Source organism: Pseudomonas sp. NFPP24 (genome assembly GCF_900112095.1).
GTDB lineage: Bacteria > Pseudomonadota > Gammaproteobacteria > Pseudomonadales > Pseudomonadaceae > Aquipseudomonas > Aquipseudomonas extremorientalis.
Genome location: NZ_FOKD01000002.1, coordinates 89,226 through 104,412 on the forward strand (window position 1 = coordinate 89,226; position 15,187 = coordinate 104,412).

Consider the following 15,187-nt stretch of genomic DNA (forward strand, 5'->3'; position numbering starts at 1 on the left):
CAACTCCTTAAACGTGGGGGGCATCGAACAGGTTGCGCCTCGCCTGCTCCCGGCTGAACTCCTCAAACAGCTGACGCATGTACGGCATCATTTCCTGAGCCAATTGCCGTGGGTCCTTGACGTCACCCTGCACCGTCACCGGCATGGTTGGGGCGAACGTCCAGGCCTGCTCAACGCGAGCGGGTTCCGGCTTCGCGGCGGCGCTGGCGCTGAGCAGTGCAGGCACTGCTGCGGCTGATGGAGCAGTCGCCAACGAACGGGCAACGTCCCCCATCAATGGGCCTGTAGCCGGGGTCGGGGCCAACTGAGTAAACCGTGAAATACCTGGCCCGGCGGGCTTCGGCAGCAGCAACGGCGAGGGCTGGGCCAGGCGTTCTATCGGCTTGTCCGGCTCACCGAATGCAGCCTTGCCCACTGCACTGCCCAGCTCGCCGCCGCCCCAGCTACCGAGAAACCCGCCAATCAGCCCGCCGACGACGGTGCCGATCACCGGTACCACAGAACCAATCGCGGCACCCGCTGCAGCACCGGCCAGCGTGCCGGCCAAAGTACCGGCGGCGTTGCCATAGCCTTCGGCTTTTTCGTCGCGAGTCTCCGCGTTTTGATAGGTATCGGCCGCAATCAACCCTGCCTCAATCAGCGCCATGGGAGCGCCAACCTTGGCGAACCCGAGGCCCTTGCCCATCATGGCCTTAGGTGCAAATCGACTGGCAGCAGCTGCGGCCGGGGGTGCTGAAGCCAGACTAGGGATAGATCCTCGACCACCGCGACAACGTTTGCCCTTGCCACGGCGACGCTTTCCATCGCCGACATCCACCCCACCCGCACCGCTGGAAGGGTTGGTGACGAACACCCGCTGGATCACGTTCGGGTTGCCCATCAAAGAGCCACGCCCAACATTGAGCAAACCTTTGCCAATCTTGATCGCGTTGATCGCAGCACCCAGGCCGACAACACCGGCCGCCAATACCGTCGCCCCGCTGATGACAGTTGGAAACTTCCCAGCCAACTCCCCCAGCCCGTACGCCACCTTCGCCAATCCATCCGCAGCCAGGTCAGTCAGCGGCCGCACCGCATCGCCAATACGCGTCATCGACGATTCAATGCCAGCCGTCGCGCTTGCCCACTTCCGGTTGGACGTCTCACGCGCCTTCGCCGCATCCGCCTCAATCTTGGCCTTGCCATCCGTATCCTTGATCGTCGCCATATCAGCCTTGATCTTGTCGCCGTATTTGATCTGCGCGAGCAAACCCGCACTGGCGCTCTGATCGCTGACGATGTTCGCCAGCCCGGCAGCCTCAGTCAGGGCGATCATGGCCTGCTCTTCCTCGGCACTGCCATCCGCCGACGCCTTGATCTTGGCCTTGAGCGCCTCGATTTTCTTGGCTTTAGCGGGGTCCTGCTTTCTGATCAACTGCTCGCTGAGCATGATGAACGCATCGACCGGGTTCGCCGCCTTGCCGCTTTTGGTCGCGGCGAGGATTGAGCCGGCCAGGTCGTAGCCTTCCTTGGCAAACCGTTCCTGGCTGGTGCTGCTGATCACGGCGTTGAGCAAGTTGTTCATGTTGGTCGCCGCTGCCGCCGCGTCCTGGGTTTGCGAGAACTGCGACTGCAGGCTTGCTCCCAGGAAACGCACGGCCTCAGGCCCTTCCATGCCGAGGCGCTTGATGTTGCCGAGCATCGCCGGCAGGTACCGCGCCATTTCCTTCGGCCCAAATGCGCCGATATCTCCAGCCGCTGCAACCTGGCCCAGCATCGCTGCCATGTCGCCTTGCTTGACCCCGGCCTCTTTGAAGGAGTTGATCAGGGTCGCGATGGTTTCAGGCTCCATACCCTGGCCGTCGATCAGGTCGGCGATCTGCCCGGCATAGGCGGTGGCCACGTCCCAATCAACACCTTTTTCGATCAACGCACCGACCGACTTCGCCAGCAGTTGCTGGCTCATGCCCTTCTCTGCCGCGACTTTGCTGATGCTCGCCGCCAGCTCGGCCTCATCGCCGGTACCGGCAGTGTGGGCCCATAACGACATCTGGCGGACCTGCGCCTGGTAATCGCCGGAGACCTTGGTCGGAATCGCTAACGATGCGGTAAGCGCCGCCGCTTTGCCGAGGGAACTCTTCATCCCCTCTTTACCCTGCTGGATCTGCGCATGACCCAGCGCCTTGAGTTCGGCGCCCCGCGCTACCTGGCCGAGGGCTTGGTATTCCTTGCGCAGTTTGCCGACTTCAATGCCCTGCTCTCTCAAGGTTTTGAGGTTACCCTCCAGCTTTTTCAGCAGGTCACCAGCCGAGGCGGCACCGGTATCGTGGGCCTTTTTCCATTCGTCCCGCAGGCGGATGGTGTCGCCGATGGTGCTTTGCAGTACGCGGGCTTTGGTGCCAGTTTCGCCAAGCTTTTTGATGCGGCCTTCAACATCCTTGAAGGCCGCGCCTACCGTGGAGCTGACGACGCCGCCGATAACCAGGCCGAGCGACAGGTTATTTGCCATGGGATTACTCCGGGCCGGGATGCGGGGCTCAGTCCGTGAGCCACCAGATCATCGTGGAAAAGGGCATGGTCTCGACTTCGCTAGCTGAAAAAGAGAATTCCACAGCCAAGCGTTTCGCGACCTTCTTCTGCAGTTCGGCGCTAAATCCCGTCGTCCTGCACCAGGCGAAAATAGGCGGCCTGCAACCGCTGGTAATCCGTCAGTTTGAGCCCCTCCAGATCCTTGGTGCCGGCTTCGGAGAGCGAGGCGAACAGGTGCATCTCGCGCAGTTCGTCATCGCCGCCACTGGTGGCATTGGCGGCGCGCACTTCGCGCACGGTAGGAGAGCGCAGGGTCAGGCGGTCGACCATCACGCCGTTAATCTCGCTCGACCGAGACAGCGTAATGGCGGCGCTCTCGGCGGTGACGGTCAGCCAGGTAGGCAGTTTTTTCAGTGTGCTCATGATGAAAGGCTTCCTTACATACCCAGGTCGCGGCGGACGCTGGCGAGTTGATCGACACCGTTGATAACCCGGACGCAGTTGATTGGATCGATTTCGAACATTACCCGGCCCGCGACCTCCAGCTTGTAGTAGCTGCAGGCCACGGCGTACTTGAACTCGGCAGCTTCACCGGCCTTCCAATCGCCAGGATCTACCTCTTTGAGCATGCCTCTGACAGTGGCGACAACACCCGTGGTCGCGCCTTTCTGGCCCTTGAAGGAACCACGGAACACTGCGTTGAATGCAGTCTGATCGGCCAGGCCGTAAAACTTCATGGCCTCAGGGCGCACGCCTTTACCGGCGAAACTGGCCTCAAGTTTTTCCATGCCCTGATCCATCTCCACCGGGGCATCCATGCCCCCTGCGCGATGCTCCTCGGTTTTCAGGGTCATCTTGGGTAGCGTGAAGCTGGTGATATCCCCGGCAAAGCTGACGCCATCGATATGGGCGTTCATGTTGTAGAGAGTTTGCGGAACCATCGGGCGTTCTCCTTAAGTGTTGGTGTCGAGGACTTCGGTCAGCCACTGGTTGGTGACCTCGACCCGGAAGTTAGGGTTTTCTGCCGGTGGCACGTCGGTGAAGCGGATGTTCCAGTACACCTTGCCCTGCTCCAGCTGGCTGGCCGTGTTCAGCACCGGATCGGCGAACACCTCGAAGTTGATCACCGCGCCCTGGTTCTTCAGATCACGCATGAAGTTCGCGAGGCCCTCGGTCACGTCGCTGACATAGGTCTTGGTGATTGAGCGGTCCACCGCCCATTTGTGGCCGTAGAGGATCGCGTCCATGACGATGTCCATGGTCCGCACACGGGTGACAAACGCCCACTTCGGATCGCTGGAACAGGTGCGATTGCCCCACAGGCGGTAGCCGTCATCGCGGATGATCGTGGTGATCTGCGCGTTGTTGAGCAGGTTGGCGCGGCAGGTTTCGTCGCCATCCAAGAACTCTATGGGACGGCAGGTGCCGGTGACGCCGACAAACTCTTTGTTCGACGGCGAGGCCCAGAAGCCGTATTCCGAATCGGTCCAGGCGAAGAGCCCGGCGACCCAGGCGGAACTCGGTGCATCGACAGTGGCACTGAGTGCGGTGTCCCAATACTGCACACCAGGGTCGACCAGGAATACGCGCTTACTGCCGAAGTTTTCGCGGTATTCCATCGCGGCTTCGTCGGTGGTGTTGGGCCCGTCGATGATGGCGAGGGCACGTAGTTTTTCGCTCAAAGCCACCAGCGCCGTAGCGGCGGGCAAGGTCGCGGTGTGCTTGGGCGCGGCCAGCAAACGCGGCTGAGCGTTGAAGCGGCTCTTGCCATCCAGCAGCGCCTGCATGCCGGTACGGGTGCCGTTTGCCAACACGCCGCCGATGATGGCCGAGGTTTGCGCTGCAGCGTCTGCCAGCTTCTCCACACCACAGGCAACGATCACCGCCTTGGAGCGAACGTAGATAGCCTTGATCGCCTTGGTGATCGCAGCATCTGCGCCCCAGGCGGCGATGGCTTCGCTTTCGCGGGTGATCAGCAGCAGTTGATTGGGCAAGGCACTGGCAGCGGGGCCAGGGGTGAAGGTGTCGCAAAGCCCGATGATGGAAGACGACGGCACAGCGATAGGCCGCGTGCCGGTGTCGACGTTGGTCACCGTGACGCCGTGAAAAAATCCACCTGCATTACTCATAGTTGAACTCCAGAAACAACAAAACCCCGCCAGGGCGAGGTTTGTGTTGGGGGGGGGGGCGGAAAATGCTTTAAAGAGCCTTTTGGCCGAGGGTGAATGTCAGTGCAATCTGTGAAATCGCTTTCAGGTAGGCCAGCCCTGGGTCAGCATGTCTTCCGCATAGCTACCTTCGGCTAAAGCCTCCAATAGCTGATTCTCTCGGTCAAAACACGCTTGGACGTGGGTTCGAACCGCTGCTGCGATATCTATGAGTTGCTGAGCATTTAGCTCAACAGGACCATTCAACGCCTTCCAGGTGCAGCGATAGGTAGGGTCAACGACTGCAGATAGAGCGGCACCAGTAATCAGAATTTGACCGTCACGTCCGGTGTCGATGGCTATATCTCCAAATCGAATACCGGCCGTTTCGTAACGAAAACGTGCAGCTGAAATACGCTGAGAGTGATTCACCTCTCTATCCGATTTCTGAAGACCGTCCTTGGGCGTCCATGTCCAGATGGAGTCAACGAAAGCATTAACTTGCTGCCATTGTTCTTCATTGATCTCTATTGCACGTTTGGGGATGTCATGAACGCCATGAATCAACAGGCTTTTGAGGACACCAGCATCAGAGAAAACTGCGTATTTTTTAGCCATGTCAACGCCCCAGCGCAATCCAGAAAAAGTTGTACGGACCGTTCGTTGCCGTATAGCTAATGATCATCGACTCTCGCCCTAGCGACTGGACGTTAGCGGCGGCAGAGCTGACATTGCCGCCAACAATCGAGTTAGGCCAAGCTCCTGCGATATAAGCCTCAGTGGGAAAAGGTACGGTAAAAGCAGAGGCCGCTCCCGAGGAAAACAGCCTACTCCCCCACATCAAAACCCACCCACCTAACCAAGAAGGGAAGAAAACGTAACCGTTCGGTGCAATAAGAAGCTGGCACCCCGCTCGCATTTTTTTTGGAGTAACAAAGCTTTCGTCATCCAAACCCGCGTTCACCTGTAGCTGCGTTGCGACTCTGGCTAAACCCAGCGCTGCCTCAGTTGCTTGAACTAACAACTTCTTCAAGCGACGGGCAAGCTTCAACGGTGTAACTGTCCTTGCGTCAGTTGTTCCTTGCGCCACATCTTCGTCCGTTGCGTTAGCTTGGATGCCGGAGGTGGACTCTGTGGCTTCAACAATGTGTTTCTTAAAGAACTGAAAAATCCGAAGGATCGTCGCTGGCTTGGAATTATCAAAATCCGCATCTGCTTCCGCGTCCTTTTGACTGGCAGGCACAATTTCGTATTCAGCCAGCGTGGTTGGAGAAGTGCCCGCCAGCACGCGGCCAAATTTATCAACCGTAACACTTCGATAGGTACCAACCCCTTCTTTTGCTGTTGCGGAAAGCAACTCGAAATTCAGAGCGGTGACGCCCAGCACGATGGCTGTGTCGTTGGTCAGCGTCCACACCGTATCCGCATAAACGTTTCCACGCTCCACAGCGACGGTCAGTGCCGAGGTTACCTTCGCACTGCTATCCGCGTCAGGCGCACGCGACCAGGCACCGCTAGCCACAATGTAGATACCGTTAAGGTTCGCTTGTGCCTGCTTCCTGACCAACACACGCCAGCCCGGCTCAACAGGAACACCGTCAAGCACCTGCGTGCCGCTGAGAGCGATATCGGCAATGCTAGCCGCGACCACGGACTGTTTGTTATCCAACTTGCCAAGCTCGTCAATCACCTTGAGGTCAACGTACTCGCGAGTAGCGAGGACTACGGCAGGGTCTATCTTCAGCACGATATTGTTGGTGCTGGAAACAATGAAGTTCATCCGCACGATCTGCGTGCGGCCTGACCCCTGGTCCAGCGCCGGCTTAAAGCTGGGCGCGCAGTTCGATACCGCGACCAGGTCGCCGTCCGAATCGTATAAACCGATCTCGCGAATCCACCATCCCCCGACATCGGCCGGAATCACTTGCTCGGCAATGATCACCGCCGAATTCACCGGGTCAACGCGCAGCTGATTCAGCGGTGCCCGACGTTGTTCGTTGATCAGCTTGGTCTGGGTCGCGCTGGGGATCGGGTCAGTGCCATTCGCATCCCCAACCCCAAGCGCAGTGAGGTTCCAGGAAATGCCCAGTGCATTGGCATTCGCCAGCTTCGCGGCCCCCACGTTGGTGAGGATCGCCATAAATTGCGAGTTGCGATCAATCATGGGTAAACGTCCAGAGTGTCTATGCTGTGTTCGCGCCCAACCACGCCGATGTAGCTCGTGACTTCGATGTCACGCTGCACAGGTGGGTAGACGTCGATTACGTCGCCTTCGTAGAGGGCGACACCGATGTGTATGGCGCCTTGGGTTTCCAGGCTGATCGCCAGGCCGGTCAGCGGCCTGCTGACGGGCTTGGCGTCGTCAATCAGGCGCTCCAGCTCCAGGTACATCTCTTCGGTTATGCCGGTATCCAGCACGCCGACCTTCAACGCGAAGGTGCCGGGTATGCCCTTGGGCGTGGTCTGCCACCACTCCAGCACCTCGATCAGGTAACCGAGGGGCTCGACTACACGTCGCAGGGCGCCGATGGTGCCCTTGTGCGCATGCACGTAGAACGCGGAGCGGATGGCTGAACGCTTGACGGCTTCCGACCATTTGTTGTCCCAGCGGTCGACCGACCAGGTCCAGGCCAGCCATGGCAGCAAATGCGCCGGGCAGGTGTCAGGGTTGTAGAGGTCGCGCAATGGGATCTTGGTTTTCTCGGCTAGGGCGGCCTCAATGGCGCGCTCCAGTTGCGTGCTGTTCAGGGGAAGCAAGCTGGTCATTTCGACCCCCCAAGGACGACGCTAAAACCCGTGCAATACGCCGCTTGGGCTTTGGTGGGTTTCAGGTCGACCCAGTCACGCAGCTCGACCCGGCCGACGCCGCTGATGTGCAGTTGGGCATCGACACCGGACTGAGCTACCTCCAGCGCCAGGCGCTTGCGTGGATTGATCCAGGACGCGAGGCGCTTGGTGGCTTCGGCCAGGATCGCGTCGTTTTCCGGGCCGGCGCCTTGCATGTGCAACACGGCATCAATCCGGTAGTTGAGGATCTCGGCACTCTGCACGATGAGGCGGTCGCCCACCGGGCGGACGTCATCGTCGCTGAGTTTGGCGTGTACCGCGTCAAGCAAAGGCTGATCGGCCAGGCCGCTACCGGTAAGGCTCAGCACGGTTACTACCACAACGGCCGGCGACGGGCTTTCTGCCGAGGCGTCCGCTACCAGCGCCGAGGCGTTGCGCGCATGGAAGATGTAGCTGTTGCGCGGGCCAGCAGTGGTCAGCCCTTCGTAGACCATCTGGATACGTTCACGCAGGGCGTCGTCCGACTCCTTGACCTCCTCTACCGGCGGCACCGCCAGCAGGTTGGCCGGTTGAATCACCAGGCGCTGGAGTTTGACGTTGGCCGCGAGCTGATCAAGATCTTCCTTTTCGGCGTAGGCCAACATCAGCGCCTTGGCCGCATCGTTGACACGTGCCCGATTCTGCATCTTGCCGTACGCCGCCAGCTCTACCAGCTTGACCACCGGGTCGCTCTCCAGCGCTGCCGACCAGTTGTCTCCCATGTACCCGCGAAACGCCGCAAGCCCCTCTTCGTACAGCGCTTCGTAGTCCAGGGCCTCCAGCACCTGCGGCGCTGGCAGTGCCGATAAATCCACTGTGCTCATGCCGACACCTCCAGCAGCAGGCGTTCGCCCTGGTATTCACCGGTTAATTTGAAGTCGATGCGCCCGCTGACCATGGCAACGACCTGCACCTGTTCGAGCTTTAGCCGCGGCTCCCAGCGCCCCAGCGAACGAGCCACCTCGGCCTGTACCGCACTCTTCCAACCAGCGTTAACCGGCAGATCGACGAAGCGGCGGACCTGGCTGCCGTACTCTGGTCGCATCCGCCGACTGCCAATCGGCGTGGAGAGAATGTCCCCGATGGACTGCCGGAGATGGTCGAGCCCGGACAACGGTTGGCCGGTGCGGCGATCCATTCCGATCATCGGGACTACTCCTGCACCAGTTCCGGATGGGTCTTGAGGAAGGCGAATTGCTCCTCGGTAGTGGCTGTCACGCTTGCCTTGGTCACGGCCAGGGCGCTGCCATCGGGAAGGATCAGCGTGCGTGAGGTGTAGAGCGTGTCGCGAAACACGCGACGAGGCCCAATATCGTCCTGGCTGTCGGATTTGTTCTTGCTCATCAGTGGATGCTCCTAAAACGAAAAACCCGCACTAGGCGGGCCGGAATCAGTGTTTGTGGTTGGGCGTGTTGCCGCCGACATCGATGACCTTGCCGGCACTGTTGATGTCGCCAGTCGTACTCAGCGGGCCGTCAATGGTGACCGTGCCTACCAGGTCAATCGCGCCCGACACCAACCGAATGCTTTCCGACGTCATTTCCCAGACCGACGCACCGACCTTGATCGTGACGTTGCCCGCTGGCAGATCGATGGTGTAGCTGCTGGCTTCCCAGTCGTAGACCAGCGAACCGCCATCATCGAAACGCCAAACTTCGACGTGGTCGCGATTGTCCGGTTGCGCACCGGCATTGCCGTACAGACCGGGGATAAACGTGCCCATCGCCGGCTCGCCGCTGGGACTGATCAATGCGCCCTGCTCGCCCAGGCTCGGCACCCGCCAGTGGCGCGCCTTGCCAGCCGCCTGGCTATGCCAACGCACCCACGCGCTGGTCCAGTCACCCGACTGCACGCGCACCATGGCGGTGGTCAGATCCACCGCCACCACGACGCAGGGCATCACCGTCGAGGCGATCATCCGGTCATGCTGGGCAACGGCGTAACTCATTGCAGCTCTCCCGGATTAATCGGGCCAACGTCTGGCCCCAGATCGATGACCAGCGAACCTGGTGGTTCATCCGGCCACGGCCATTCTTCGGCGCCCAGGTAAACCGTCTGATCCCACTCCACCAGCCAGACGAAATAGCCGTCCAGTTCGGGCTTGGTCCAGTCCTGGGTGGAGCGCACGAATTCGGCGCAGTCGACCGCCAAGCCCCAGCTTTGCCCGCGCAGCAGTACCGCCAATTGAGACGCCAGCTGCACAGCCTGCCGTTGCGGGTCCGTGCTGATCGAGTCGACGATGATGCGCGCCTCGAACTTGCAGGTGAGCGAAGTTTCACCGGTGCCGATATCCGGTGCCGGTTCCATCTCTGCCATTTCCAGCAGCACCACGGGCGTGGGAATGCTGGTCGCTGTCGACAGATCCGGCCAGAATGACACACCCTGAATTCCCGGCAGATGCTCCTGCAGGTGTTTCTCGACGGCCGTATACAACTGATCGAGGCTGAAAGGTTGATCAGACACGGGCGCTCCCCTTGAGGTACTTCTGCAGTTCAAAGTTGAGTTCTTGCTTGAGGATCTCCAGCAAACGTTCATCGGCGCGTTTGACCCAGCTGTCGAAGTGCGGTCGCACCTGGTCCAGCGAGACCTTGGCTTTCGCCAGCGGGAAACGGTTGTCGCTTTCCGCGATGAAGCCAGAGCTGCGTCGGCCCTGAGTGCTACCGGGATAATCCGTGGCGTTGAAGTGCTTGCTCGACGTGCGGATCCAGATGTCTGGACCGCTGCCGTAAACCTGCTTGAAGAACGCACCCTGGTACCGCCGCCCCGCCACCGAAACACCGGCGCGGGTTTGCCGAGACTTCCCGATCCGACTGGCCTCAATGGCGTTGACCCCGAACCACAACTTGCCGCGCATCGCCCCGCCGCTGACCGGATAAGCCCGAAGGCGTTGCCGGACGGCGCCGATGGCGATGCGCTCCTGCTTGCCCACGGACCGGGCGATGTGAGTGCGCAGCCAGCCCAACGTCTTGTTGATCGCACGGCGTTGAGCTGCTGCGGCTGCCTTGGGGACCAACTGGCCGAACTCACGCAGGGCCTGGGAATGCACCGCCGATGGCTGGATGTTGATCATGCCGCTGTCGCGGGTTTGCTGTACGTGGCTGCCGACGCTCATGGACGCTTCCTCAAGATCAGGGCCACCAGGCCATTACCGTTGGGCTCCAACTGCAGCAGGTCGTACTCGCCACCACCATCCAAAACCGGTACGTCGACCGTGACCCGCAGTCCTTTGCTGAGGCCTTCCGAATCCTTCACGCGGATTTCAAAGCGAGGCTCGCGTATGGCGGAGTGGACCTTGCCGAACGCGGGTTGCTTCCAGGGTGCCGAGAACATGCCCAACACCGGTTCGGCGCGGCCTTCGATCTGGGCACTGTCGCCCAAGGTCTCGAAGACCACGTCGTCGATGTCATCGATCAGGTCGCGGAAGGCCACGGTCACATCTCCAGCAGGATCTGCGCCCGAGGCCGTGTGCACAGGTGCAGTGGGTTTGACTGCGCTTCGCCGGCCACCCCCTTGTTGAACGGCAGCGGTTCGATCTTGCTGTAGTACGGGATGCCCTGGGTATTGACCGTTTCCATGTAGTCAGCCGGTGCGAAGGACGAGATGTACAGATCCGGTACGCCCTCGGGGATCAGCAGCGCCTTGTCGTCGTGGACGAACGCAACGCCGGCCACCTTGCCGCGATAACGCTCCCAAACGATCCCGCCGAACTCGAAGCTTTCACGGGCATCGCCACGCAGAGACGCGGCCTGCATCGTGTTGAGGTAGGTCTCTTTCACCGACTTATGAACAATGAGCTTGTTCCAGAAGTTCTTGCCGCACAAACCGCGAGAACCGCTGCTGGTGACACTGCCGAGGGCTTCCTCCTGCATATCCAGCGCTTCACCGCATTTGACCCGCAGTTCGGTATCTGGGCTGTTCAAACCCATCTGCAGCTTCTGGCGATTCACGCCGAAGGACTTGTAGATATCCAGCAGGACAGTCTTGCCATCGGCGTCCAGCACCTGGCCGTTCAACGCGCCCATGCGCTGGAATTCGTGGGTGGCATCCAACTGTCGCCGCGCCTTCGCCAGGCGCTTGTTGACCACGTCCTGCACAGCCTGCAATTCGCTGCGGGTGCCGAAGGCGCGAATACCCTGGATTTCATCGGCCTTGATAGTGAAGCGCTCCGGCAGGTGTACGGTGTTGAATGGGATCAGCGTACGTTTGGTCCCACCAACCACCAGACCCGAAGTGCCGCGCTCACCAGATGGCACCAGGGCCAGAGTGTCGCCGTCCTTCTCGATCTGCACAGTCAGGGTACTGATGCCCTCTTCGCGAAACAGACCCAGGCTGCTGATGCGGCCCGGCAGGTATTCTTGTTCGTTGATCGCAGCGGTCAGCGAGGAGACGCTGAACGCATCGTCTTCAAAAATGGCGATATCGGCCATGGGGTACTCTCCAGAAACGAAAAATCCCGCACGCGGCGGGATGGATAAGTGGGGTGAACGTCTTAGCGGACGATCACGAAATGGGACGCCAGGGCCTTTTCGGCGGCCGGGTCGAGGCCGGTCAGATGGGCTTCGCTGACCTCCGCCAATCGCACGACAGCGCGACCGCGACGAGGAACATCGGACTCGCCCAGCGGGCCGTAGAGGATCGCGACGGCGTTTTCGGTACCGTCCTCAGCGGTTGGCTGATACGGCGCAAATTCGCTGGTGGCGGTGATCAGGCCCAGAATCTGGCCCGGCTCCAGCGCTGCACCAGCCGCGACGTTGATCGCTTCGCGAGAAATGTTGCCAGCGCCTTCGGACAGCAGGAACTCGCCCGCGTGCATCGATTCGGTTTTCATGCTCTTGCTCCTTTCGAGGTTCCGTTCTGAGCTGCCTGACGACTGCTCCAGATTGCTTGGGTGTCGACCTGCTTGGCCTTGACCGTGGGTTCGGGGTCATTGTCCAGCGGCAGGCTGTTGTTGATTTCAAAGCCGCCGCCACTGCTCACCAGCTTGTCGAACAGGCGCGCCCTGACCGCAGCTTCATCCAGGCCAGCTGCGATGAACTCGCCAGTCAGCTCGGGTAGCCGTGCAGCAACGCAAAGGCCGTGAAGCGTTTTAGCCCTGGTCAGCGCCGCCGTGACTACCGCTTCGCTCTCCAGCTTGGTGGTAGCAAGAAGCGGCTCTATCAGGTTGCTGATGCCTGCCGCCGCACAACTCTTGGTGACCAGCAGTGCCAATCCGGCGGCGTCCAGTACAGGAGCCGGATCAGGGTGAATATCTGGCTCTTTCGGTTCGACATCAGGCTCTTCATCCAGCTGGGCGAGCAACTCAGGCGGGGCATGTTGGAAACGCTGCAGCACGCTGCCTTGGCCGAGGCAGGCGCTAACCTTGAGGCCGTCACCCACTTCATCAGCCAGTCCCAACGCCACCGCTTCATTGGCGGTGAGCCAGGTTTCCGCGTTGACCATGCGCCGTAGCTCGGCTTCGTCGATGTCCGGCGCCTTGGCTTTGTAGGCTGCGATGATCGCTTCCAAGGTCTGGTCCAGCACATCCGCGACGCGGCGGAAATCCTCGGCGTCGCCGCCAGTGAAGGTGTAGGGGTTGTGGATCATCAACATGGCGTTGGCCGCGATCACCACCCGGTGAGCGCCGCACACCGCGACACTGGCCGCGCTGGCTGCCAGCGCATCAATGCGCCCGGTACAGCGCTCGCCCAAGCGCGACAGCGCGTTGTGGATCGCTAGGCCATCGAACAGGTCACCGCCGATACTGTTGAACGCGACGATCACTGGTGACGCACCATCATCCATGGCGCGCAGATCCTGCACGAACTGATTGGCGGTGACGCCCCAGGCGCCGATCTCGCCATAGACGAAGATCTCGATGCTGCGCTGTTCGGCTTCGCCGCTGGCCTGGAAGGTGTACCAGCTTTTATCGGCGACCTTTACCTGTTTGCCCGCCTTGTCATAAACGCGGGGCTTGGTTTTTTTGCTCATGGTTGTTCCTTGTCATCGATCACCTCGATGGCTTCAAGAGTCGTGTAGTTGAGGCCAAGGCCCGTAGCCCTGACGAGATCGGCAGCGTTTTCCGTATCGACCGTTTCCGCGTCGTAGCCGGTGCGCAGCACCATCTCGCTGCGCGAGGCAAAGCCCGCCTGCACTTCCATCCGCCGCGCCTGTACGTCCTGCACCGGCTGAATGTAGGCCCAGCCTTGCGGCACCCAACGCGTGCGCAGGTATTCGCGACGGCGTTGCGCGTAGTCCTCCAGCACCAGCGCGCCGGACAACACCGCCATGTCCATCCAGGCCGCCCGCACCGGGCGGCACAGCTGGTGCACATACACACTGAACTGCAGCTGCTCCAGGCGCCGCCGGAACTCGTTGAGCACGACCCGCAGCGCCCGGTCGTTGACCTCCCGCATGTCGCCAGTGAGGATCTCGTACGGCGTGCCCGAACCCGCCGCCGCAGCCATCAGCTGCTGACGCATAAAGTCGGGGTAGTTGTTGCCGGCGTCCGGTGGCTTGGAGAACTCCACCTCTTCACCTGGCCCCAGCTCCTGCATGGTGCCGGGCTCCAGGGCGACCATCGGCGTGAAGCCGTCGCGGTCGGTGGTCAGGAGTTGCCCCGTGACAGGGTCACGCGGTTGTTGCCCCATCTCCGGTGATGGCCGCTTGATGAAACCGGCAAACAAGTTCGCTACTTCCTGACGGAACAGCACCGCGTCATCGTAGTTATCCAGGCTGCGCAGACGCTTCAACACCGGTGCCAGACGCGGCACCCCGCGCAACTGCCCCGGCTCCATCGGTTCAAAGATATGCAGCACCTGCGCCGCCGGCACACGCACCAGTTGGTTGTAGCCTGCGTTCAACGACGACGAATCCCGTGGGTGTGACAGGTACATCCAATACGCCACACGCTTACCGGCCGGGTTGAATTCGATCCCGGCGCGGATCACGTTGCCGTTTTTGGCGGTCTCGAACTTGTCGTGGGGGACAAACTCAGGGGCCAGCGCCTGCAGCTGCAGCGGCACCGCCAAACCTTCATTCGGGCTGCGCGGCCTGAGCCGTACAAAGCACTCACCGGCCGTTTCAACAGTGCGCGCCACCAGGGCCTGCATGCCGTAGAAGTCAGTCAGCTCGTCGGCGTCGGCCTCGTCCACCCAGTCATCCCACAGCTGCTGTTTGAGTTTGCGCAGCGCCGCATCGTCCGTGGTCGGCCTGGGCGTGATGCCGGTACCGATCAGGTTGCTGACACGCTTGTCGATGACATTGAACGCGTAAGGGTCATTGCGTACCGCCGCCCGTGAACGCGCCCGCAGGTTGCGCAAGGCCGGGGTGTTGATGCTGTTGATGCCGTTGTCGGTGGCTTCCCAACTGGCCGAGCGACGGCCCTCCCCGGCGCCTTCGTAACTGGCCTTGATGTTCGACGGCAGCAAGAATCCATTACGGGTGAGCGTCGGATAATGTCGGGCCATTAGAGTCCCTTGCCTCCGTGGGTGAGCCGGATCACGCGAGAGCGTGGCCCGGCAGCGTTGGTCAGCGACGTGCGGATCTCGTCGCGGGCCTTGAGCAGTTCGTCGATAGAGCGGTATTCCACCGTGCGGTCGCTGTAGCGCACGGTCTTTTCACCGCGTGCGATGGCGCGCTCGATGGCTTCGAGGTGCTTTGGGGTAAACGACACTCACAGAACTCCAAGCCAAAATTCTTTACACACAAAGAACTGGGCCGTCGTAGGT

The 15,187-nt window shown here is 60.9% G+C and carries 19 protein-coding genes; all 19 read right to left on the reverse strand.

Annotated features, from left to right (window positions below; all coding sequences use genetic code 11):
• Window positions 1–7 precede the first annotated feature (7 nt).
• The gene (locus tag BM026_RS04040) at window positions 8–2,488 is read right to left on the reverse strand and encodes a phage tail tape measure protein (RefSeq protein ID WP_093527436.1); all 2,481 of its coding nucleotides are present in this window, start codon (window positions 2,486–2,488) and stop codon (window positions 8–10) included.
• A gap of 140 nt (window positions 2,489–2,628) precedes the next feature.
• Entirely contained in the window at window positions 2,629–2,931 is a 303-nt protein-coding gene (locus BM026_RS04045) for a phage tail assembly protein (protein ID WP_093126356.1), read from the reverse strand.
• A gap of 14 nt (window positions 2,932–2,945) precedes the next feature.
• The gene (locus tag BM026_RS04050; protein WP_093126353.1) at window positions 2,946–3,449 is read right to left on the reverse strand and encodes a phage major tail tube protein; all 504 of its coding nucleotides are present in this window, start codon (window positions 3,447–3,449) and stop codon (window positions 2,946–2,948) included.
• 12 nt (window positions 3,450–3,461) lie between these two features.
• Entirely contained in the window at window positions 3,462–4,637 is a 1,176-nt protein-coding gene (locus BM026_RS04055) for a phage tail sheath subtilisin-like domain-containing protein (protein ID WP_093527438.1), read from the reverse strand.
• 123 nt (window positions 4,638–4,760) lie between these two features.
• Window positions 4,761–5,273 (reverse strand): DUF4376 domain-containing protein, encoded by a 513-nt coding sequence (locus tag BM026_RS04060; protein WP_093527440.1) that lies wholly within the window; start codon window positions 5,271–5,273, stop codon window positions 4,761–4,763.
• Between the two features lies 1 nt (window position 5,274).
• Entirely contained in the window at window positions 5,275–6,819 is a 1,545-nt protein-coding gene (locus tag BM026_RS04065; protein ID WP_093527442.1) for a phage tail protein, read from the reverse strand.
• Window positions 6,816–7,421, reverse strand: a complete 606-nt coding sequence (locus BM026_RS04070; RefSeq protein ID WP_093527444.1) for a phage tail protein I — start codon at window positions 7,419–7,421, stop codon at window positions 6,816–6,818. The genes BM026_RS04065 and BM026_RS04070 overlap by 4 nt, the downstream gene beginning before the upstream one ends.
• Window positions 7,418–8,305 (reverse strand): baseplate assembly protein, encoded by an 888-nt coding sequence (locus BM026_RS04075; protein WP_093527446.1) that lies wholly within the window; start codon window positions 8,303–8,305, stop codon window positions 7,418–7,420. The genes BM026_RS04070 and BM026_RS04075 overlap by 4 nt, the downstream gene beginning before the upstream one ends.
• On the reverse strand, window positions 8,302–8,628 hold the full coding sequence (locus BM026_RS04080; RefSeq protein ID WP_093527448.1) for a GPW/gp25 family protein: 327 nt from the start codon (window positions 8,626–8,628) through the stop codon (window positions 8,302–8,304). Before BM026_RS04080 ends, BM026_RS04075 begins: the two co-directional genes overlap by 4 nt.
• A gap of 5 nt (window positions 8,629–8,633) precedes the next feature.
• A complete protein-coding gene (locus BM026_RS04085) occupies window positions 8,634–8,825 on the reverse strand; it encodes a hypothetical protein (RefSeq protein ID WP_093527450.1) in 192 nt (63 codons plus the stop codon).
• 46 nt (window positions 8,826–8,871) lie between these two features.
• Window positions 8,872–9,429 carry a phage baseplate assembly protein V gene (locus BM026_RS04090; protein ID WP_093527452.1) on the reverse strand — a complete coding sequence of 186 codons (558 nt, stop codon included), beginning with the start codon at window positions 9,427–9,429 and terminating at the stop codon, window positions 8,872–8,874.
• Window positions 9,426–9,944 (reverse strand): hypothetical protein, encoded by a 519-nt coding sequence (locus BM026_RS04095; RefSeq protein WP_093527454.1) that lies wholly within the window; start codon window positions 9,942–9,944, stop codon window positions 9,426–9,428. Before BM026_RS04095 ends, BM026_RS04090 begins: the two co-directional genes overlap by 4 nt.
• Window positions 9,937–10,593, reverse strand: coding sequence for a hypothetical protein (locus BM026_RS04100; RefSeq protein ID WP_093527456.1), 657 nt, complete (start codon window positions 10,591–10,593; stop codon window positions 9,937–9,939). The genes BM026_RS04095 and BM026_RS04100 overlap by 8 nt, the downstream gene beginning before the upstream one ends.
• On the reverse strand, window positions 10,590–10,910 hold the full coding sequence (locus BM026_RS04105) for a head-tail joining protein (protein ID WP_093527458.1): 321 nt from the start codon (window positions 10,908–10,910) through the stop codon (window positions 10,590–10,592). Before BM026_RS04105 ends, BM026_RS04100 begins: the two co-directional genes overlap by 4 nt.
• Window positions 10,911–10,912: 2 nt before the next feature.
• Window positions 10,913–11,908, reverse strand: coding sequence for a major capsid protein (locus tag BM026_RS04110; RefSeq protein ID WP_093527460.1), 996 nt, complete (start codon window positions 11,906–11,908; stop codon window positions 10,913–10,915).
• A 62-nt stretch (window positions 11,909–11,970) separates the two neighbouring features.
• On the reverse strand, window positions 11,971–12,309 hold the full coding sequence (locus BM026_RS04115) for a head decoration protein (protein ID WP_093527462.1): 339 nt from the start codon (window positions 12,307–12,309) through the stop codon (window positions 11,971–11,973).
• On the reverse strand, window positions 12,306–13,448 hold the full coding sequence (locus BM026_RS04120; RefSeq protein WP_093527464.1) for a head maturation protease, ClpP-related: 1,143 nt from the start codon (window positions 13,446–13,448) through the stop codon (window positions 12,306–12,308). The genes BM026_RS04115 and BM026_RS04120 overlap by 4 nt, the downstream gene beginning before the upstream one ends.
• On the reverse strand, window positions 13,445–14,926 hold the full coding sequence (locus BM026_RS04125; RefSeq protein ID WP_093527466.1) for a phage portal protein: 1,482 nt from the start codon (window positions 14,924–14,926) through the stop codon (window positions 13,445–13,447). Before BM026_RS04125 ends, BM026_RS04120 begins: the two co-directional genes overlap by 4 nt.
• Window positions 14,926–15,132, reverse strand: coding sequence for a phage head-tail joining protein (locus BM026_RS04130; protein WP_069023714.1), 207 nt, complete (start codon window positions 15,130–15,132; stop codon window positions 14,926–14,928). The genes BM026_RS04125 and BM026_RS04130 overlap by 1 nt, the downstream gene beginning before the upstream one ends.
• Between the last annotated feature and the right edge of the window lie 55 nt (window positions 15,133–15,187).